At 41.8% G+C, this 16,802-nt stretch carries 11 protein-coding genes; 4 read left to right on the top strand and 7 right to left on the bottom strand.

The window, feature by feature from the left end:
• The 6 genes from recB to AN394_RS06635 all read right to left on the bottom strand — a co-directional run bounded on the left by recB (position 1) and on the right by AN394_RS06635 (position 12,895).
• Complete coding sequence (gene recB / locus AN394_RS06610) at positions 1–3,576, bottom strand: exodeoxyribonuclease V subunit beta (protein ID WP_055021056.1); 3,576 nt, start codon at positions 3,574–3,576, stop codon at positions 1–3.
• On the bottom strand, positions 3,563–6,886 hold the full coding sequence (gene recC, locus AN394_RS06615) for an exodeoxyribonuclease V subunit gamma (protein WP_055021057.1): 3,324 nt from the start codon (positions 6,884–6,886) through the stop codon (positions 3,563–3,565). The genes recB and recC overlap by 14 nt, the downstream gene beginning before the upstream one ends.
• Before the next feature lie 153 nt (positions 6,887–7,039).
• A complete protein-coding gene (locus AN394_RS06620) occupies positions 7,040–8,101 on the bottom strand; it encodes an alkaline phosphatase D family protein (RefSeq protein WP_055021058.1) in 1,062 nt (353 codons plus the stop codon).
• On the bottom strand, positions 8,098–9,225 hold the full coding sequence (locus tag AN394_RS06625) for a sulfatase-like hydrolase/transferase (protein WP_054561303.1): 1,128 nt from the start codon (positions 9,223–9,225) through the stop codon (positions 8,098–8,100). The genes AN394_RS06620 and AN394_RS06625 overlap by 4 nt, the downstream gene beginning before the upstream one ends.
• Before the next feature lie 56 nt (positions 9,226–9,281).
• Complete coding sequence (locus tag AN394_RS06630) at positions 9,282–11,639, bottom strand: TonB-dependent receptor domain-containing protein (RefSeq protein ID WP_054561302.1); 2,358 nt, start codon at positions 11,637–11,639, stop codon at positions 9,282–9,284.
• A 212-nt stretch (positions 11,640–11,851) separates the two neighbouring features.
• On the bottom strand, positions 11,852–12,895 hold the full coding sequence (locus AN394_RS06635; protein ID WP_054561301.1) for an alkene reductase: 1,044 nt from the start codon (positions 12,893–12,895) through the stop codon (positions 11,852–11,854).
• Positions 12,896–13,179: 284 nt separating this feature from the next.
• Between AN394_RS06635 and AN394_RS06640 the strand changes: the two genes are divergently transcribed.
• Positions 13,180–13,761: a TetR/AcrR family transcriptional regulator gene (locus tag AN394_RS06640; protein ID WP_054561300.1), complete on the top strand. Its 582-nt coding sequence runs from the start codon at positions 13,180–13,182 to the stop codon at positions 13,759–13,761.
• Between the two features lie 85 nt (positions 13,762–13,846).
• Entirely contained in the window at positions 13,847–14,245 is a 399-nt protein-coding gene (locus AN394_RS06645) for a DUF2750 domain-containing protein (protein ID WP_054561299.1), read from the top strand.
• A 27-nt stretch (positions 14,246–14,272) separates the two neighbouring features.
• On the opposite strand, the gene AN394_RS06650 is transcribed toward AN394_RS06645, so the two are convergent.
• Positions 14,273–15,157, bottom strand: coding sequence for an AraC family transcriptional regulator (locus AN394_RS06650; RefSeq protein WP_054561298.1), 885 nt, complete (start codon positions 15,155–15,157; stop codon positions 14,273–14,275).
• Positions 15,158–15,386: 229 nt separating this feature from the next.
• Here AN394_RS06650 and AN394_RS06655 point away from each other — a divergent pair, with 229 nt between their 5' ends.
• The gene (locus AN394_RS06655) at positions 15,387–15,911 is read left to right on the top strand and encodes a carboxymuconolactone decarboxylase family protein (RefSeq protein ID WP_055021059.1); all 525 of its coding nucleotides are present in this window, start codon (positions 15,387–15,389) and stop codon (positions 15,909–15,911) included.
• A gap of 237 nt (positions 15,912–16,148) precedes the next feature.
• Positions 16,149–16,739: a prepilin-type N-terminal cleavage/methylation domain-containing protein gene (locus AN394_RS22485; RefSeq protein WP_055021060.1), complete on the top strand. Its 591-nt coding sequence runs from the start codon at positions 16,149–16,151 to the stop codon at positions 16,737–16,739.
• Positions 16,740–16,802: the final 63 nt, after the last annotated feature.

The following is a 16,802-nucleotide window of genomic DNA, read 5'->3' on the forward strand; positions in this document are numbered from 1 at the left end:
TCATAGCATGGCTCCTTGTGCGAATAAGCTATCAAGCTCAGTTATTTGCTGTTTTGTTAGCTGATTGAAATACACCCCTTGCCCTTCGCTCATACCACGTAAGAAGGTGTAGTAAACACCGCCTAAATGCATATCGCTATCGTAATCTTGAATACGTTGTTTTAATAAACGGTGCAATGCCACGGTATATATCAAATACTGCAAATGATACTGGTGACTGGTCATGGCTTGCTCTAGTTGCTCATGTTGGTAGTCAGTCGCACTATTGCCTAAAAAGTTCGATTTATAATCAAGAATATAATACTTACCCTGCCAGCAAAATATTAAATCGATAAAGCCTTTTAGTAGGCCTTGCACCTCACTAAAATCAAGCTGACCAGGTAAGTTAAAATGTTTTACTAACACTTGGTTAAGCTTATCACTTGAGAGTGATAACAGCGGTAAGTTAAATTCCATTTCGACCAAACAGGTATCAGGTTCAAGTACAGATAAACTAAGCCCTTTATCATTTAATGGGCAATTCAGTGCAGCAAGGATCCACTGCTCGGTCATTTCCTGCCAGCTATCGTCAATATGGTATTTTTCGAATAACGTTTTGATCACTTTATCAAGTGCGTGGTCGTCTTGCTCAGTGGCTGGACGCTTTAACGCATAAGGGTCAGTAAAGTCTAATTGCTCAAAGATTTCATGCAAACAACTACCCGGCTTTGCGCCTTTAGGGAAGCTGTAAGGTGTTAAAGCATTGGCATTTTGGGCTAAAAACTCATCTTTTTCGTGATCTTCATCACTGCGACCAAGCTCAATATGATCAGTATGCTTTTTCAGCGTTAAGCTACTAAAGCTGGTTGAGCGCCAATCACGCTGAATGTCTGCTTTTACAGTATTAACTTGATAGGCTTGTTCACTGTCTGCACCAGCAAATGTTAACTTTTCAAGCTCATCCGCTTCGCTAAACGCCTCATAGTGCATGTGCGCAGAGCCATCACAAAATTGTTGTAACAACGCGCGCCATTCATCGCCCGATTTGATCTCTAACCCTGCAAATAATACGTGGCCGATACTGGTACTTTGAATACCTGGGCGAGCACTGCGACCTTGGGCAATGTTATACATACCCACTGAACAAAAATGCACGGCACGAGTCAATGCCACATAAAGTAAGCGTAAATCTTCAGCCAAGCGCTCTTGCTCGGCTTTTTGCATTGCGTCGTCACCTTTAGCAAAGTCATAAATAAGCTTACCGTCTTTATGATAAAGGGCTTCTTTGCTTTCGCGATAGCCACAGGCAAACGGCATGAATACTATCGGGTACTCTAAGCCTTTTGAGGCGTGCATGGTGACAATTTTCACCAAGTTAGCATCGCTTTCTAGGCGTACTTGCACCGCTTCACCATCTTGTTGACTGACTTTTTGCGCAAACCAACGCAGTAATCTGTGGGTGCCCTCAAGCTCAATTTGCTTTTGCTGCAAGATTTCCCCTAAATGACGGAAATCGGTGAGCCAGCGTTCAACGTTGTAGCCTAAGCCTTGCCAACGCGCTGCGAGCTGATTATGGCTTAATAAACGCTCGAGCATCGCCATAGCGCCTTGTTTATGCCAAATGTGAGCAAGCTGAGCAAAAAAGTTTAAATGCTCTTGCCATGCACTTTCATTTTCGTGAAGCTCATAAATGCGGTTGTAGCTTAAGCAAAACAATGGCCCGGCTAGCACACCACGCAGTAACGACTCATCATACTGTCCATGCAATGCAGTTAAAAAGTTCAGTAAGTGATGACTAAGCTCTTGGTTAAACACACTATCACGGGACAAATACACGCTGGCAATGGCAGCTTCTGCCAGTGCTGTTTTCATCAGCTGGGCTTCGTTGCGGTCACGCACTAACACACAGATATCAGCGGCCGTGAGAGGCTTTCCTGCAATGGTTGCATGGCCTGCATTAGCTTGCTTGAGTAGCTCAGTAATTTTTTTCGTATACTGCAAAGCCAATGCCTGTTGAGCCACCCCTTTGCTGGTTGGCTTGTTGTTGGCTTCGGCGTATTCATCAACAAAAACCGAAAATTCAAACGCAATTGGCATTTCACCGTTTATTAAAAACGCTTTGTCTTGCTGTTTTCCTTTGGCATTAACCTTTTGAAATGGGATCGCATCGTTGTAAATAAAGCTATTAGCATTTTTAGCAAATAAACGGTTTACACTATCAACAACCCCTTCACTTGAGCGGTAGTTGGTATCTAGGGTGTATTGCTTATCCTCTGAAACAGCTTGTTTTGCGCCAATATAAGTAAAAATATCTGCACCACGGAAGCCATAAATAGCCTGTTTTGGATCACCTATCATGGCAAGCGTGGTGTTTTTAATGCCATAAATGCGGCTAAAAATACCATATTGAACTGGGTCAGTATCTTGGAATTCGTCAATCATGGCAACTGGAAACAAGGCGGCAATTTTTTCACTTAACGCTTGGCCTTGCTCACTTAAAAGCGCTTGATGCAAGTTACTTAATAAGTCATCAGGGGTGATCACGCCTTGTTCTTGCTTGCGTTTAACTAATGCATTTGCGACCCATTTAGCTGCGTATTGCACTATCGCAATATTCAAGCCGTTATTGATAAGGCTACTCAGTTCAGCCATTTCATCAAAACGAGCCAGCATTTCATGACTAAGCAAGCTGCCGTTTTTCTTATAATTTGCAGGATCGCTTAAATTTTCTGTGCCCCATACTTCAAACGAGTATTTACTGGTACCAAATACAAAAAATAGCTCATCATTGTTTATATACTCTTCAAGCGCTGCAAGGCTGTTTTTTCGACCTGGGGTTTTTGAACCACTTAAATCAGACGCTTTTACGGCATTAATAAATTCACTCTCACGGCACGCCTTTTTAAATGTTGGTACTTTTGCCACAAAGTTGTCGCGCGCTTGCCATATTTCATCAAGGTCGTACTCAGGGGTAATTTTTGCCCCTTGTTTATTGAGTAAGCTCACCACCTGTGAGTACAGTGACGCTGGCACAGGGAAAATATCGGTAATTGCTTGGGTGCGCTCTTTTGATTGTGGGTAAACAAAGGCACGCCAAAAGTCATTAAGGGTTTCTTGAATAAGCTCTCGCTCATCTAAAATAAACTCTAAGTTAAACGCCACGCCGGATTCAAAGGCATGTTGTTTCAGCATTCGCTGACAAAAACCATGAATGGTGAATATAGCGGCTTCATCCATCGACTTTGCCGCAGCGTCTAATAAATCAAATGCGGCGTGTTTGTCAGTTACCTCGTCAATTACTTGCTCAATCAGCTCATCATCGGGCTTTTTACCAAGCAGTGCATCTCTGGCATTGATTATACGCGCCCTTACACGGTCTTTAATTTCTTGAGTTGCGGCCTCTGTGAAGGTCACCACCAGTATTTGCTCAACACTCAGCGGCGTATTTAATTGTTCATCTTCACCGGTCGCTTTTTGTAAGCCCAACAAATACCGTAAATACAAACCTGTGATGGTGTAGGTTTTACCTGTACCGGCACTGGCTTCAATAAGGCTTTGCCCACACAGCGCCATACTCATTGGATTAAGCGTTTGCATGATCTGCCTCCTGTGCTAATTCAACAATTGGCGATAACAGCAGCTCGCTCCATTTTATAAACTCTTCTTCACAGTCTTTAAGGCTCTTTATGGTTAAACGAATATACGGGTTTTCACCTTCACCTATGCCTATGTATTGCGGTGCGAACTTATTGTTTGCTTTAACCATATCTTTGTCTGTTTTTATGTACTCGTAACCACTGACCGGGAAAAACGCCACAGGGCGAGTTAAAAGCGTTTCATAAAGCGAAAACCAATCGTTTAAATAGCTGCGGGCATCGTCTTCTGACAAGGGTGAAAAACTAATTTGCTTGTCTAAACCAAGAATAAGGGTTTCAACCGGCTGCCCCATTATTTGCGCCGCTAAATGATGCACAAAGCCGCGAATAACATCTTTTGCTTTAATACTGGCGGTGCGATAAAACACCTGTTTTTGACCATAAATATGATTTAACCAACCTTCTAAAGTGGTGTTGGCTATTTTAATATTTACTTCAACGGGTAATGCTTCATCACCTTGAATATGCGCTTTCACTTGCCCAGCAAGCGCATCAACTCGGTGCTGCATACTTTCAAACACAAGATCGCCAACATGGGCTTGAGGTAATTCACCGCGCTGCATTATTTGCGCTTTGTTAAGCGGTTGCTCTTGAATGCTAGCTTCGAGAATTTCGTCAAGGTAAAAGTAACGACGTAATGCGTCTAAACTAAATGGCTCTTCATCTTTAGCGATATCGTTAAATTGCGGTAAGCGTAAACCCAAACTTTGCTGATAAAAGCTCTCGTGCGGCTGGCAAATACTGCGAATAAACTGAGTTAACTCAACACTGCTTTCTGGCTGAACACTAAGCGCTTGCTGTGGCTCAGGGTTAACAGCTTGAGTTGGCATCCACACAGGGTTATAGCTGTGTAATTGTGTGGCTAACGGTTTGTTTGCTTTTTGCTTGTCATCAATTTTCTCTGTTAGATAATAAGCCGAGTTAAATGGCTGTAAGTGCTGATAATTAATTAGCGCCTCTGGTAGCTTTAAGTGAGTGTCTTGATCAGCAAATTTAAAACTACGGGCTATGTATTCCAAAAGCTCGCTCACTAAGGTTGAGGGCATTCTTGGTTGGTTATCAAAGCAAGAACGGCCAATATAACTGATGTATAAATTCTCACGAGCACTTAAAATCGCTTCTAAAAACAGGTAACGATCGTCGAGTTTACGAGAACGGTCGCCTTTTTGGCGTTTTGAGTATGGAACTAAGTCAAAACCGATTGGCTGAACGGTACGCGGGTAATCTGCATCATTTAAACCTAGCATGCACACCACTTTAAATGGCACAGCGCGCATTGGCATCAACGTACAAAAGTTAACTTGCCCCACTAAAAAGCGCTGCCCTACACCTTTTTCTTGAATACCTTGTTTAACCAAGTAACTCACAATGCGCTGCGAAACAGCTTGTTGGTAATCGCCATTGTCATAATGCTTAATCAGTGTATCGAGCACTTTTTGCAGTACTAATAAATCCCAGCTTTGTTCACCTTCATCGCTGTACACATCGTTTAATAATTCTTTTAGAATTTCTGCCTTTTCGTTAAGCGGTGCATCAGCTTGAAGCTTGGCTTTATAACGGGCCAGTACATCAATAAATTCAATGAGTTTATTAAGTGTATTCAGTGCCATGCCTTCAACTTCATCGGCACTGTAAATCCCCGAAAACGGCAGTTGTTCATCACGTTGTGCAACACCTAATAACAAGCGGTTTAAGCCATGTTGCCAAGTGTTTAAATCTATTGCTGGTAAGCCAAAACTGTCTTTGTGTGCGGCATCTAAGCCCCATTTAACGCCAACGCGTTCAAGCCAAAAGCCAATTTGCTCATATTCATGAGGTTCAAGGTTAAACTTTTCGGCAATTTGTGTAACTTGCAGTAAATCAAGAATGTCAGACACACCAAAGCGTGAGTATGGTAAATCAGCTAAACTGGCAAACGAGCTAAGTACGGGTTTTTCTTGTTCTATGGCTAAATCGGCTAACGCATAAGGAATAAAACGTCGCCCTTCGGCACCACCAAACACCGCCTCAATATACGGGCTGTATGTGCCAACATCCGGCATCATTACAATAATATCTTTTGGTGTTAGCGCTTTATTTTCATTGAATAGATTGAGCAAGTAATCATGTAGTCGTTCGACTTCACGTAGTGGCGTGTGACAATCGCTCAGCACAATACTGGTATCGTCTGCCTGAATCGGCAATTTGCCTTCGTCATTAATAAACCATTCTTTATCAGGCGTTAATGACTCCCCCTTGAAGGCTAATTGGTAAATTTCAGACTGAATTTGCGATAACAAGCTTTGATCAAACTCGTTATCGAATCCGTCAAGCCACTGCGCGTCTAATTGTAGTAACTGCTCAAAATAGTCTCGTCCTAATTTACCCCACGACGAGAGTAACGGGTTACCAATAAAAAAATACTCGTGATCAGGGTTTTTAGCGCTGTCTTCAAGCGCTTGTAACTGCGGGCGTTTGGCATATTTAGCAGCAATCTTGGCTGCTGTTTTCTCATCGAGTGTGTCGCCCCAGTAATGTTCACTGGGGTTAAAGAAAAACAAAAATACCTGCGTTTTTTTCGCAATGGCCTGAAACACTTCAAGCTGGCTGCTCGCAATTGCAGAAATACCAAATAAACTAATGCGCTCAGGTAATAGGCTTGCGTCCATTTTTTCAAGGGCTGCAAGGAGTTTGTCTTGCATATTGGCGCGGTGATATTGGCTTTGCCCAAGTTCTTTACTATGCGCCACCAGCTTACGCCAGAGATCTGGCTGCCATGGCGCAATGCCCACATCAACATCATCAAGTTCATCGATGCCCTGCTCCCAAGTGGCAATCCAATTGGGGCGATACATTAAATATTGGTCATAAACGTCGGCAATTTTCTCGCACAAGGCAAAGGTTTTTTGCCCTTCACTGTCACCATCTAAATAGGTTTTAAGTGGTAAGTACAGCGGCTCATCAATGCAGTTTGGTAAAATCGCAAACAGCTTCCAAGCAAGGTTAGCTTTGTTATACGGTGATTCACTGGGTACATCAGGCAGCAATTGTTGGTAAAGCTGCCATATAAAACTTGAAGGCAGCGGAAAATCAACCTGAGCGGCAATCCCTAAGTGTTCACTTAAACCTATTTTTAGCCACTGCGACATACCCGGTGACTGCACAAGCACAATTTCTTTTTTAAAGGGACTCGTTAATGGATTAACTTTAATAACTTTATGAAAAAGCTCTTGCAGTGCTTCCATGCGATTTGATTGAATTATATTCAGCACTCTACACTGTCCTTGCTTGAAACTAACTAATTGACACAGTGTAAGATATTTTAATTAGATGGGATAGAGAGAAATACCCGCAAACAAGGCTTATTCCATGTTTACGGGTATGAGCTGCGGGCATGTGTTAAATATATGCGCAGCTGGCAATATTTACTGGTATGGGCTTATCGTCGATAACGCGAACTCGGTGTGCATGATCTCATCACCCTTAATACCTTTAAGCGCAATACGAATGGTAGGATCTGCTTTTTGCCAATCGATTGTTAAGTCGCCGTAGTTAACTTCATGAGTGTAATCACCCACACGGTGTTTATTAGGGCTAACATCTTTCCACTTTTCTGTAAGCCCAGAGCTGGTCATTTCATATAACGGGTAATCTAGGTTTTGTTGATATTTAGACAGCTCACCCCAGTGAGTATCACCACTGACAATAATCACACCATTTACTTTATGTTTTTTAATAAGCGCAAATAAACGCTCACGATCAGCCGGATAATTTGCCCATGACTCCCAGCCTGTAAAATCAGCCAATAACTGTAAGCTTGAGGCAATGATATTTATCTTTTCATCTGACTTAAGCTCTTGTTCGAGCCATTGCCATTGGCTTTCGCCAAGCATAGAGGCGTTTTTATCGGTTGTTGGACTATAAGGCCCTTGTTTTGCCGGTTTACGCTCAAGTTGATAGGTCATCGCTGATACATGATTTAACGGCGCACGATTAAAACGAAGATCAGGCATGATGACCTTTACTGTTTGCTCACCTTCACCGTACGTGTACGAAGTGTAAATACCATCTTCACGAGTCCTGCGAGCAGAACCTGCTGGCTCTTGCCAAAAGTCGAGCATGATTTTTCGTGATTGCTGTTTTTTTGGGTATTCGCTGCCAGCGTCATTTTCGCCATAATCATGGTCATCCCACATGGCTATTATCGGTGTATTCGCACGTAATGTTTTAAAGCCCGGCTTTTGCCCTAAACGTTGATATTTATTGGCAAGTACCGACATATCTTCGGTATCTCCATAAATGTTGTCGCCAAGGAACATAAACAAATCGGCTTTCTCTTTGTTGATGGCGTCAAAAATTGGAATAGCCTTGTCTTGATGACCACATGAGCCAAACAAGATTTTACTTGGCGCGGCAATCGCACTCACACTACTAACGAGCATTAACCCAGATAAGGCGCTTTTAAACAAACGAAGAGTGAAACTCATTTTAAAATCTCCTTAATCGGCGCTGCCATCTTCGGGTTAACTTGCTGACTGTTGACGCCTAAAATATTCAGCACAGTTGCCGCTACTTGCGATTGTTTAAGCTCATTTTTGGGCTTAATTAAGCCTGTTGCTTTTATATCTGGGCCAATCGCTGCTAACCAAATATGCTCAGAGCCAACAATGCCGTTTGGAAAACGCTGCTTTCCTTGCTCTGAACGTGCTAAAGCACGCTTAGAACTATGATGTTGCCAATCATCAGCATGACTGCCACGGCCATGATCGGTCGTGATGATCATTGTGGTGTTGTCTTTATAGCCCGGTGTTTGTTGAATTGTTTGCCAAAGGTCACGAATAAACGCATCACTTTGTTTAGCCGATTTTAAATAGGCATCGTATTTACCGTTATGGGCAAAGTCATCGGTTTCACCCAAGCTAATAACAAGCAAACGCGGCTGTTTATTTAATAAATATTGTTTGGCAAATCGGTAGGTAAAGCTGTCGAGGCGCACATTGTGCCAAGGGCTTGGGATCTCGCTTTGCATTTGGTTTAGCAGAGTCACTTCGGCTGAGTTCACTGCATCAAAGGATTCAAAGCCAGCATTAACATAAACCCCACTGCGCTCACGATTTACAATATAAAAAAACACATCCCAGCTACCAAAAAGCGCGGTTTTACCTTTAAACTCTGGCTGAGAATTTAAACTCTCTAAAATGGTTTTATTGGGGTTAGGCACTTTATCGTTGCTATCGATATTCTCATCTACTATGCCAGTTAAAATTTCACTGTAACCTGGGTATGAGAAATACCACGGGTTGCTTACCGACATCAATGAGCCTTGAGTTCTATCGCCAATCAAAACGCCCTGCTTTGCCAGTGTTTCACTAAAAAATGGCATTAACGCTTGAGTTCGCTGTGCTTGGTCATCTCGCCAAAAAAGCGCCTTTAGTTCATCTGTATCTGCAACAAAATCAGTGTTATCGATTAGGTTTTTATCTGCACCAGAGAACACTTCTTGCCAGCGAAGCCCATCAAGAGTAACGAGCACAACATTGTCGGCAGCTTTACTGTTTAAGCTTAATAGTGATGCCGCTACCACCACCGTGGCTAAAATTAATTTTTTCATATTTCACCTGCAAAAAAGCCCATCAAAGATGGGCTGTTTAAACGTTAGCTTATTACTTAAAACTGCGCTGTCAGTGTTAAAGCTGCGGTACGTGGTGCACCAATAAAGTAGGTTGAACCATTACCTGTGCCACCTGCGAGATATGATTTATCAAACAGGTTATTCACCACAAATGCAAGGTCGATTGATTTAAACACGCCTGAATCAAGGCTGGTGTTATACCCAATGTTTAAATCAACCAAGGTGTAACCATCAACCTCATTACGCGAACGGGTTTGCTCATCAGTCCATGCACCTAAACGCTCACCTGTGTATTTAGCCGATAAACCAAAGCGGAAATCACCACTGTAGTAGTCTGCCGATACCACAAATAAATCTTGTGCTGAGTCAATCACTTCATCACCCGCTTTAAAGCTGGCTGATGCATCCTCAAGTAGCTCACCATCGCTGTTGTAAGCACTTGGATCGTTCGATTGATACTCAGAGTTATTGTAGGTATACGATGTGTAAAGATTCCATTTGTCAGTCAGCATATAGCTTGCTGATAGCTCCACACCCGTTGACTCAATACCACCAACGTTGATGTAAGAACCGTTCGTGCCAATGGTGTAATCAATACCATCGGTATCACTGCCCGGAGCAATAAAGGTAATACGGTTATCAAATTCGATGCTGTAAGCGGTTGCCGTTAAACGTAAACGGTCATCACTGTAACGCACACCTAGGTCGATGTTTTCAGCTGTTTCAGGTTCAATTTCGGTCAGTGTTGATGAATCACGTTCAAGTACACCATCTTTAATTGCCGCAAAGTTTTCGCTGTAGCTGGTGAATAGCTCTGTGCTTGCAGATAGCTGATACAGCACACCACCGCTGAAAAGTACGTCTGAATCACTGTCGATTTTATCTGAGTATTCATCTTCAAAATGATTATAACGCTGAAGCTCAACAAGGTACTGTTTAGCACCTAAATTAAGCGTGAAATCACCTAAACTGATTGAGTCTTGTACGTACCACTTGAATGTATCTGTTTCGAAGGTGTTTTTATACTGTGTCCAATACGGCGTATGGTCAAAGTGATGATAAATACGGGCATCAATAACTTTATGCCAGTCACGTGACTCATCACGGTCTGTTTGTTCAAACCAAAAACCAGCTTCAATATCATGATTACCAAGAGTTACTTGGTACTCACCGGTCATACCTAAGCGGTCTTTTTTATAGTGAGTATGACGATACGACATAACAGGAATAGCATCATCTGGGTAACAGGCAGGGTTTAAGCCAGGGCCAGATGACCATGGCCACTCTAAACTTGCCGTACAACCTGCAGCAGGTGCAAGTGGGTTACCGTCGCTGTCGGTGAAGCCGTAGCTACCAGCATTTTCGCCGCCAATTGTTGTTGGGTTGCCATCGCCATCAACAGGTGACGTTAAATAAGGCGGGATCCAATCGCCACGACCCGAGTTTTTATGGTAATACGGCGACAAGCTTAAGTTTGAAGTGGCACTTAACGCGTAATCAAACTTTACATACGCAAGAGTATTTTCACGCAGTGTACCCCAGCCCTCAGCAAACATTTGATCAAAATGCGGCACGCCAGTCCAATTCCAAGTTAAACGATCCCAATCAGGGTTTTGTTCAAACTCACTAATGCTAATGCTGTTATAGTTAATTTCGTGAACATCATCATACGAAACACGACCCGTTACAGTTAAGTCACTAAAGTCTGATACAAACTTCGCTTCAATGTGCTGATTGTCTTTACCACCATTGCTGCCATCACCAATCCAGCGGCTGGTATCTGTTTGCGAATAGCTGATATAGGCTTGCGTGTTATCAAACACAGTGCCGGTTTCGTGCTTCACAAAGTAGCGGCTAGCATTATGATCGCCCGTTGTATAAGCAAACGTAGTGCTTTGCTCGGTACTCGGTTGTGCACTCACAAAATTGAAAGTACCGCCTAATGCTTCGAGTGATGCAGAGGCAATATCAGAAGTACCTTGCCCTACTTCAACCGTTGCTAAGTTTTCGCTGTCTAAGTAACGGTTTGCTTTTGCACCGCCACCATAGTTAGAACCACCATTAGGAATACCATCAATCGTCATACCTAATTGCTGTTGATTACCATCAATACTAAAGCCACGCATAGTAATGGTGGTTGACCAATCGTCACCACCAAATGCATCACCTTCGTTGATGCTAATACCCGGTAGGTTATCAATCACGGCTAACACGCTTGATACTGAACTTTGTTGCTCAAGCATGGCAGGTTCAATAACGTTATTTGCATAACTGGTTGGCTTTGCAACAACGGTAATTTCTTCAATTTCGTTATTCGTGTTTGCATTTGCCGATGTTGCTAAAAGCGTTGCGACTACAAGGCTTAGCTTTGTTTTTTTAGTTACTGTGCTCATTGTTTTTCCAAGGTTACGTATTTAAAAGCGGGCACAGTATGCAGAGCGCGTATGACATTTAGGGTCAAAATTTTTGACACAATAATTAAACAATTAATGCATTTTCATGGCAGATTTAAGACTTAACTGTTTAATAAATAAGAAAGTATTAGAAAAAACGCCCAGTTAAATTAACTGAGCGCTTGTTGGTTGGACAATATTATTAGGTTTGCTTAAATCAGTTCAGCCAGCATTTCGTCGCTGTATGGTGTTAACGCTTCACCATTTTTAACTTTACTGATGTAATCTGGGTTCGCAATGAATGGGCGACCAATCGCAATTAAGTCAAATTGGTTGTTATCGATAGCTTGATTAGCTGACTCAAAGCTATAGCTACCTACCCCGACTAAGGTACCTTTGTACGCACCGCGCATATATTCAGACGCTGACTTATCACCTAAGCTTGCAAAGCGCATGCTGTCATCAAAAATACCAACATGTAAGTACGCAAGGTTACGTGTTTCAAGGGCTGGTAATAGATAATCAAATACCGCCTTATCACCGTCACTTTCGGTCATATTAAAATACGCGCCTGGCGATAAACGTAATGCAGTTTTATTTGCACCAATTGCTGCCACTACTGCATCAACGACTTCAAGAGCAAAACGCGACATGTTTTCTGGTGTTTGACCGTATTGGTCTTCACGTTGGTTTGCAGCAAAGTGTAAGAATTGATCAATTAAGTAACCATTCGCACCATGAATTTCAACCCCGTCAAAACCCGCTTCAATAGCGTTTTCCGCCGCTTTTGCGTAGTCAGCAATCAAACCTTGGATGTCTTCGATGGTTGCCGCTTTTGGAGTAACGTAAGTTAACTCACGCATTCTTGGTACCGAACCTTCAATACCAATTGCTGATGGTGCCAGTACATCACCACCAAAAAAGTGAGGATGAGCAACACGACCAACATGCCAAAGCTGAGCAAACATTTTGCCGCCTTTAGCGTGCACAGCATCGGTCACTTTCTTCCAACCTTGTATTTGTTCACTAGTAAATAAACCCGGCGTATTTGGATAACCTTGGGCATCTGGGCGGATAATCGTTGCTTCGCTAATAATTAAGCCAGTATCAGCACGGCGTGCATAATAATCAACCATTGCTTGTGTAGGTACGAGGTTATCGTCGCTCATACAGCGCGTAAGTGGTGCCATTAGTACACGGTTTTGCAGCTCTATGCTGTCGTTTAATTTAAACGGAGAAAGTAAATCGGTTGTCATGGTTTTATCCTTATCTTGAACATACATTCAAGATAAGGGCGAAACATACACACTTCAAGGTTTATTTTGAATAATCGTTCAAGATTACGTAAACTTCGTTTATACCAATTCGCTTAATTAAGTGGTCTATTTTGAGGCAAGAAAACCTCGTTGATATCAAGGCAAAAATTTCGTTATTTAGTTGTTCTAAATCAGAAATTTTTAACGCGGGTAGCGACAGGTTTAATCCCTCAAAATGACTAAGTATTATTGCGGATTGGTATTATATACCGTGAGGAGCTTTAATGAGAACTGCTGAATTTGATACTGAATTTGTACTTCGCCAAGCCATGCATGCTTTTATGCAATATGGCTATGCGAAGACAAGTATGCAAAAGTTAAAAGAAGTAACTCACCTTCACCCGGGTTCTATTTACGCGGCTTATGGCAACAAAAAAGGCTTATTTTTAGCCGCCACCGAGCAATATCAAAAAGATAGAAACCAACAATTTACTGCCCTTTTTAATGACCAACAATCAATTTTATCGACCCTCAAACATTACTTAACTGTGATTGTTGATGAATGTATTGAAGGTGAAGTAGCTAAAGTGTGCTTGCTTACAAAGAGTATTTCTGAGGTTGAAGGCAACGACCCACAAATTTGCACTGTACTGCGTGGTAACTTAAACGCTTATGAGCATGCCCTCGCCGAACAACTTCAAAAAGCGCTAAATAACAACGAATTTGTAAGTAGCAAGTCAGCTCAACAGTTGGCGCGCTTTTTAGTCATGGGCATATACGGTATTCGTACCTATGCGCTGACAAATCAAGACCCTAAATCTCTGCAACAACTTGCTGACGATCTATTTGCCGCATTAGTAAATTAATTTAGCTATTAACTTTACTTGTCATATTAATTTATCACCTTATGATTAAGGTGTAGCTGTGTATAACTAAAAGAGTGAGCCTGTCATGAATAATGCAACTGCTAAACGTGTTGAAACTGAATTTGATGCTGTACTCGCCTTAGGCGCTAAGAAACGACTCGCTTATATGTTTGAAACGGTTCAAGAGTTTAAACAAGTGTGGATCCTCAATGATGAACATGGCTGCGTCATGCTCTCAAACGAAGACGACGACTGCGTGCCTGTGTGGCCTAGCCGTGAATTTGCCCAAAGCTGGGCAACCGGTGAATGGCAAGACTGCACGCCAAAAGCCATCCCTGTAAAAGACTGGTTAAGTCGCTGGACACCCGGCCTTGAGCAAGATGACTTACTCATTGCTGTATTCCCAACAGACCAAGACGACGGCACCATTTTATTCCCCGATGAGTTTGACTCACAACTAAGAATGCCAAAAAGACGATTTTAAGTACAAGGGAGCCAAGCGCTCCCTTTTTTATGCGATTTGTTGTAACCGAAGTGCCGAAATATCTTTTATCGGTGGCTTGCCAAAAAAGCGTGTGTACTCGCGGCTAAACTGCGATGGGCTTTCGTAACCCACTTTTAAAGCCGCAGAGCCCACATCAATTCGCTCATTCAGCATTAATTGCCTTGCCGCCTGCAACCGTAAGTTTTTTACGTATTGCAATGGGCTCATCTTTACCACATCACGAAAATGTAACCTGAATGTCGACGGACTCATGTGCGCATCACGGGCTAAATCATCAATTGAAAATTGACTCGTGTAGTTTTCTTTTAACCAACATAAGATCTTGGCTATTTTTTGATGGGCAGAGCCAGACATCACAATTTGCCTTAAATAAGGGCTGTGCGGACTATTTAACAGGCGCAATATAATTTCTTTTTTAATAAGTGGCGCAAGGTTAGCTTTTAATTGAGGCTCTTTGTCGAGTTGAATAAGCCTAAGTAAAGCATCAAGCAGGCCATTGTCAGTATCAACCACCGACATAGCTTGGTGCTTAGGGAACTTGTCTTGCCCAGCAAACTCCATTTCAGCAACAATATGGCTGATTTCATGGGCATCTAAGCGTAAGTAAATGCCGTAAAATGGCAGATCTTTACTAGCTCGCGTTATTTGTGAAGCTACAGGCACATCGACTGAGGTCACCAATGATTGGCCGTCAGTGTAATCATAACTATGTTCACCCAACACAACTCGCTTTGCACCTTGCAAGCTAATACCCAGACCTAACTCATACACGCAGGCCATCGGTAAAGAAACTTCGCTTCGTCTGAACACCAATAACTCAGGAATCGCCGTTTCAAAATTACCGTCTGCGATCGCTATCGCTTTAACCGCTTCTATTAATGCCTGACGCATTTAGATTACCTCTAAGAAATACTCAATTAAGTGTATCACCGTAATTTGAGGTTAGGACCATTTTAGGTAACAGTTCGTTATTTTAGGCAAAAATTAAATCATTTATGGCAAGCAGAAATCGCCATCATCAACCATAATGTATTTTCAATTTTTCGATTGCATGCTCTTTGCAATCAGCCAAAGCTACAAAACCTCAATACATTCAATACCTAAAATCAAAAGAGAAATTATGAACCATAACAACACGGATTTATTTGTGTTTGTCGCGATCGCTGCTTTGGTCACCGTTCATGACAAGCCCTTGTTAAAACGAGCATGTCAGCATGCATTGAATGATGGCGTTTCAATGCAAGAGTTGTGTGATACTTTACCGCATATCAGTGTGTATTCTGGGGTGCCAAAAGCATTGCTATCACTAGAGGTTTTAAAGTCCCTTGATGATACTAAAGGTTCACATACGTTGCTTATCAAACGCACAGAGCAGCAACTAAAAACCGCGCTCACATTTGGCCAGCTGCCATTTGGCATTGAGCAGCAAAATAACAGGGTATTTGAGCTTGCCTCTTTAGGCGCTTTATTTGCGCTAGACGATGCCAGCAGCTTAGTTAGCGAGCAACTTAAACGCTGTGTATTACTTGGTTATAGCCGTGAACAACTTGAATTATTAGTAATAGAACTTGCCAGAAAGGTCAGTAGCCACATTGCCATGCGCGCTAAATGTAATCTTGAAAAACACTTTGCTAAGGTGGGTTAAGAAAAGCGTATAAGTACTCTATTTTATCCGAGAATTTTGCTTCACATTGAAATTTGTCTAAGTTTTCGGATAGTTTAGAAAACGCCTCTGCTAAGCTTCAACTAAATAAATTATAGAGTATTGAAATCACTTGATTAACCCGCCTTAAGTTATAAAAAATAAAAATACTACTAAGATGAAAAAACTATAAGTTTGTCTATATTTAAGAAGATATTACTTAAATAGTGAATTGTATTAATGAAATCAACGATTTTGATAAAGCTCAACTCTTTTAAAAGTAAAGGGTTCACATTAGTTGAGCTTATGGTAGCCATCTCAATTATAGGGATCTTATCCTTAATCGCCTTGCCTAATTATCAAGGCTATGTAAATGAATCTAAGGCAGCCACCTTATTATATAGAATCCACTCTATTGGCCTTGCTTATCAGGATGTTATTGCAACTTCACCTGATGCAGTAGCAAAGCCAAATCAGCTTTCGAGTTCAAGCTTTGGTCAAGCCCCAAGCTATTTACCTGGGCTTGCCAATCAATTTTCAGAAGAGTTTGGTATTCAATTTTCAGCTCAGTTAGTTAATCACTCTGGTTTTTTTAATTTTACTGGTCATGAGGCTTTTCCTGTTTTATTTTTAAAAGCAAATAGTCAAAACGGATTGAATGTACTCAATGCCTTGGATCATGTAACTGAGTTAAAACATTCTTTTGTGACTCCTAATATGATGATTATTGCATTAGCAACACCTTATGAGACTCACCAAACCAATTTAATACCTTCAGAAACAAATACAAACCCTCCCAAAATAAATGTTAGTGCATCATTCTTTCTGTAATTTCGCCTGAGCTGGAAAAGGTGCAGGTCAAAGTTTATCCTTTTGATTTACCGACCAAAGTAA

The sequence above is a fragment of the Pseudoalteromonas sp. P1-26 genome, assembly GCF_001401795.1.
GTDB lineage: Bacteria > Pseudomonadota > Gammaproteobacteria > Enterobacterales > Alteromonadaceae > Pseudoalteromonas.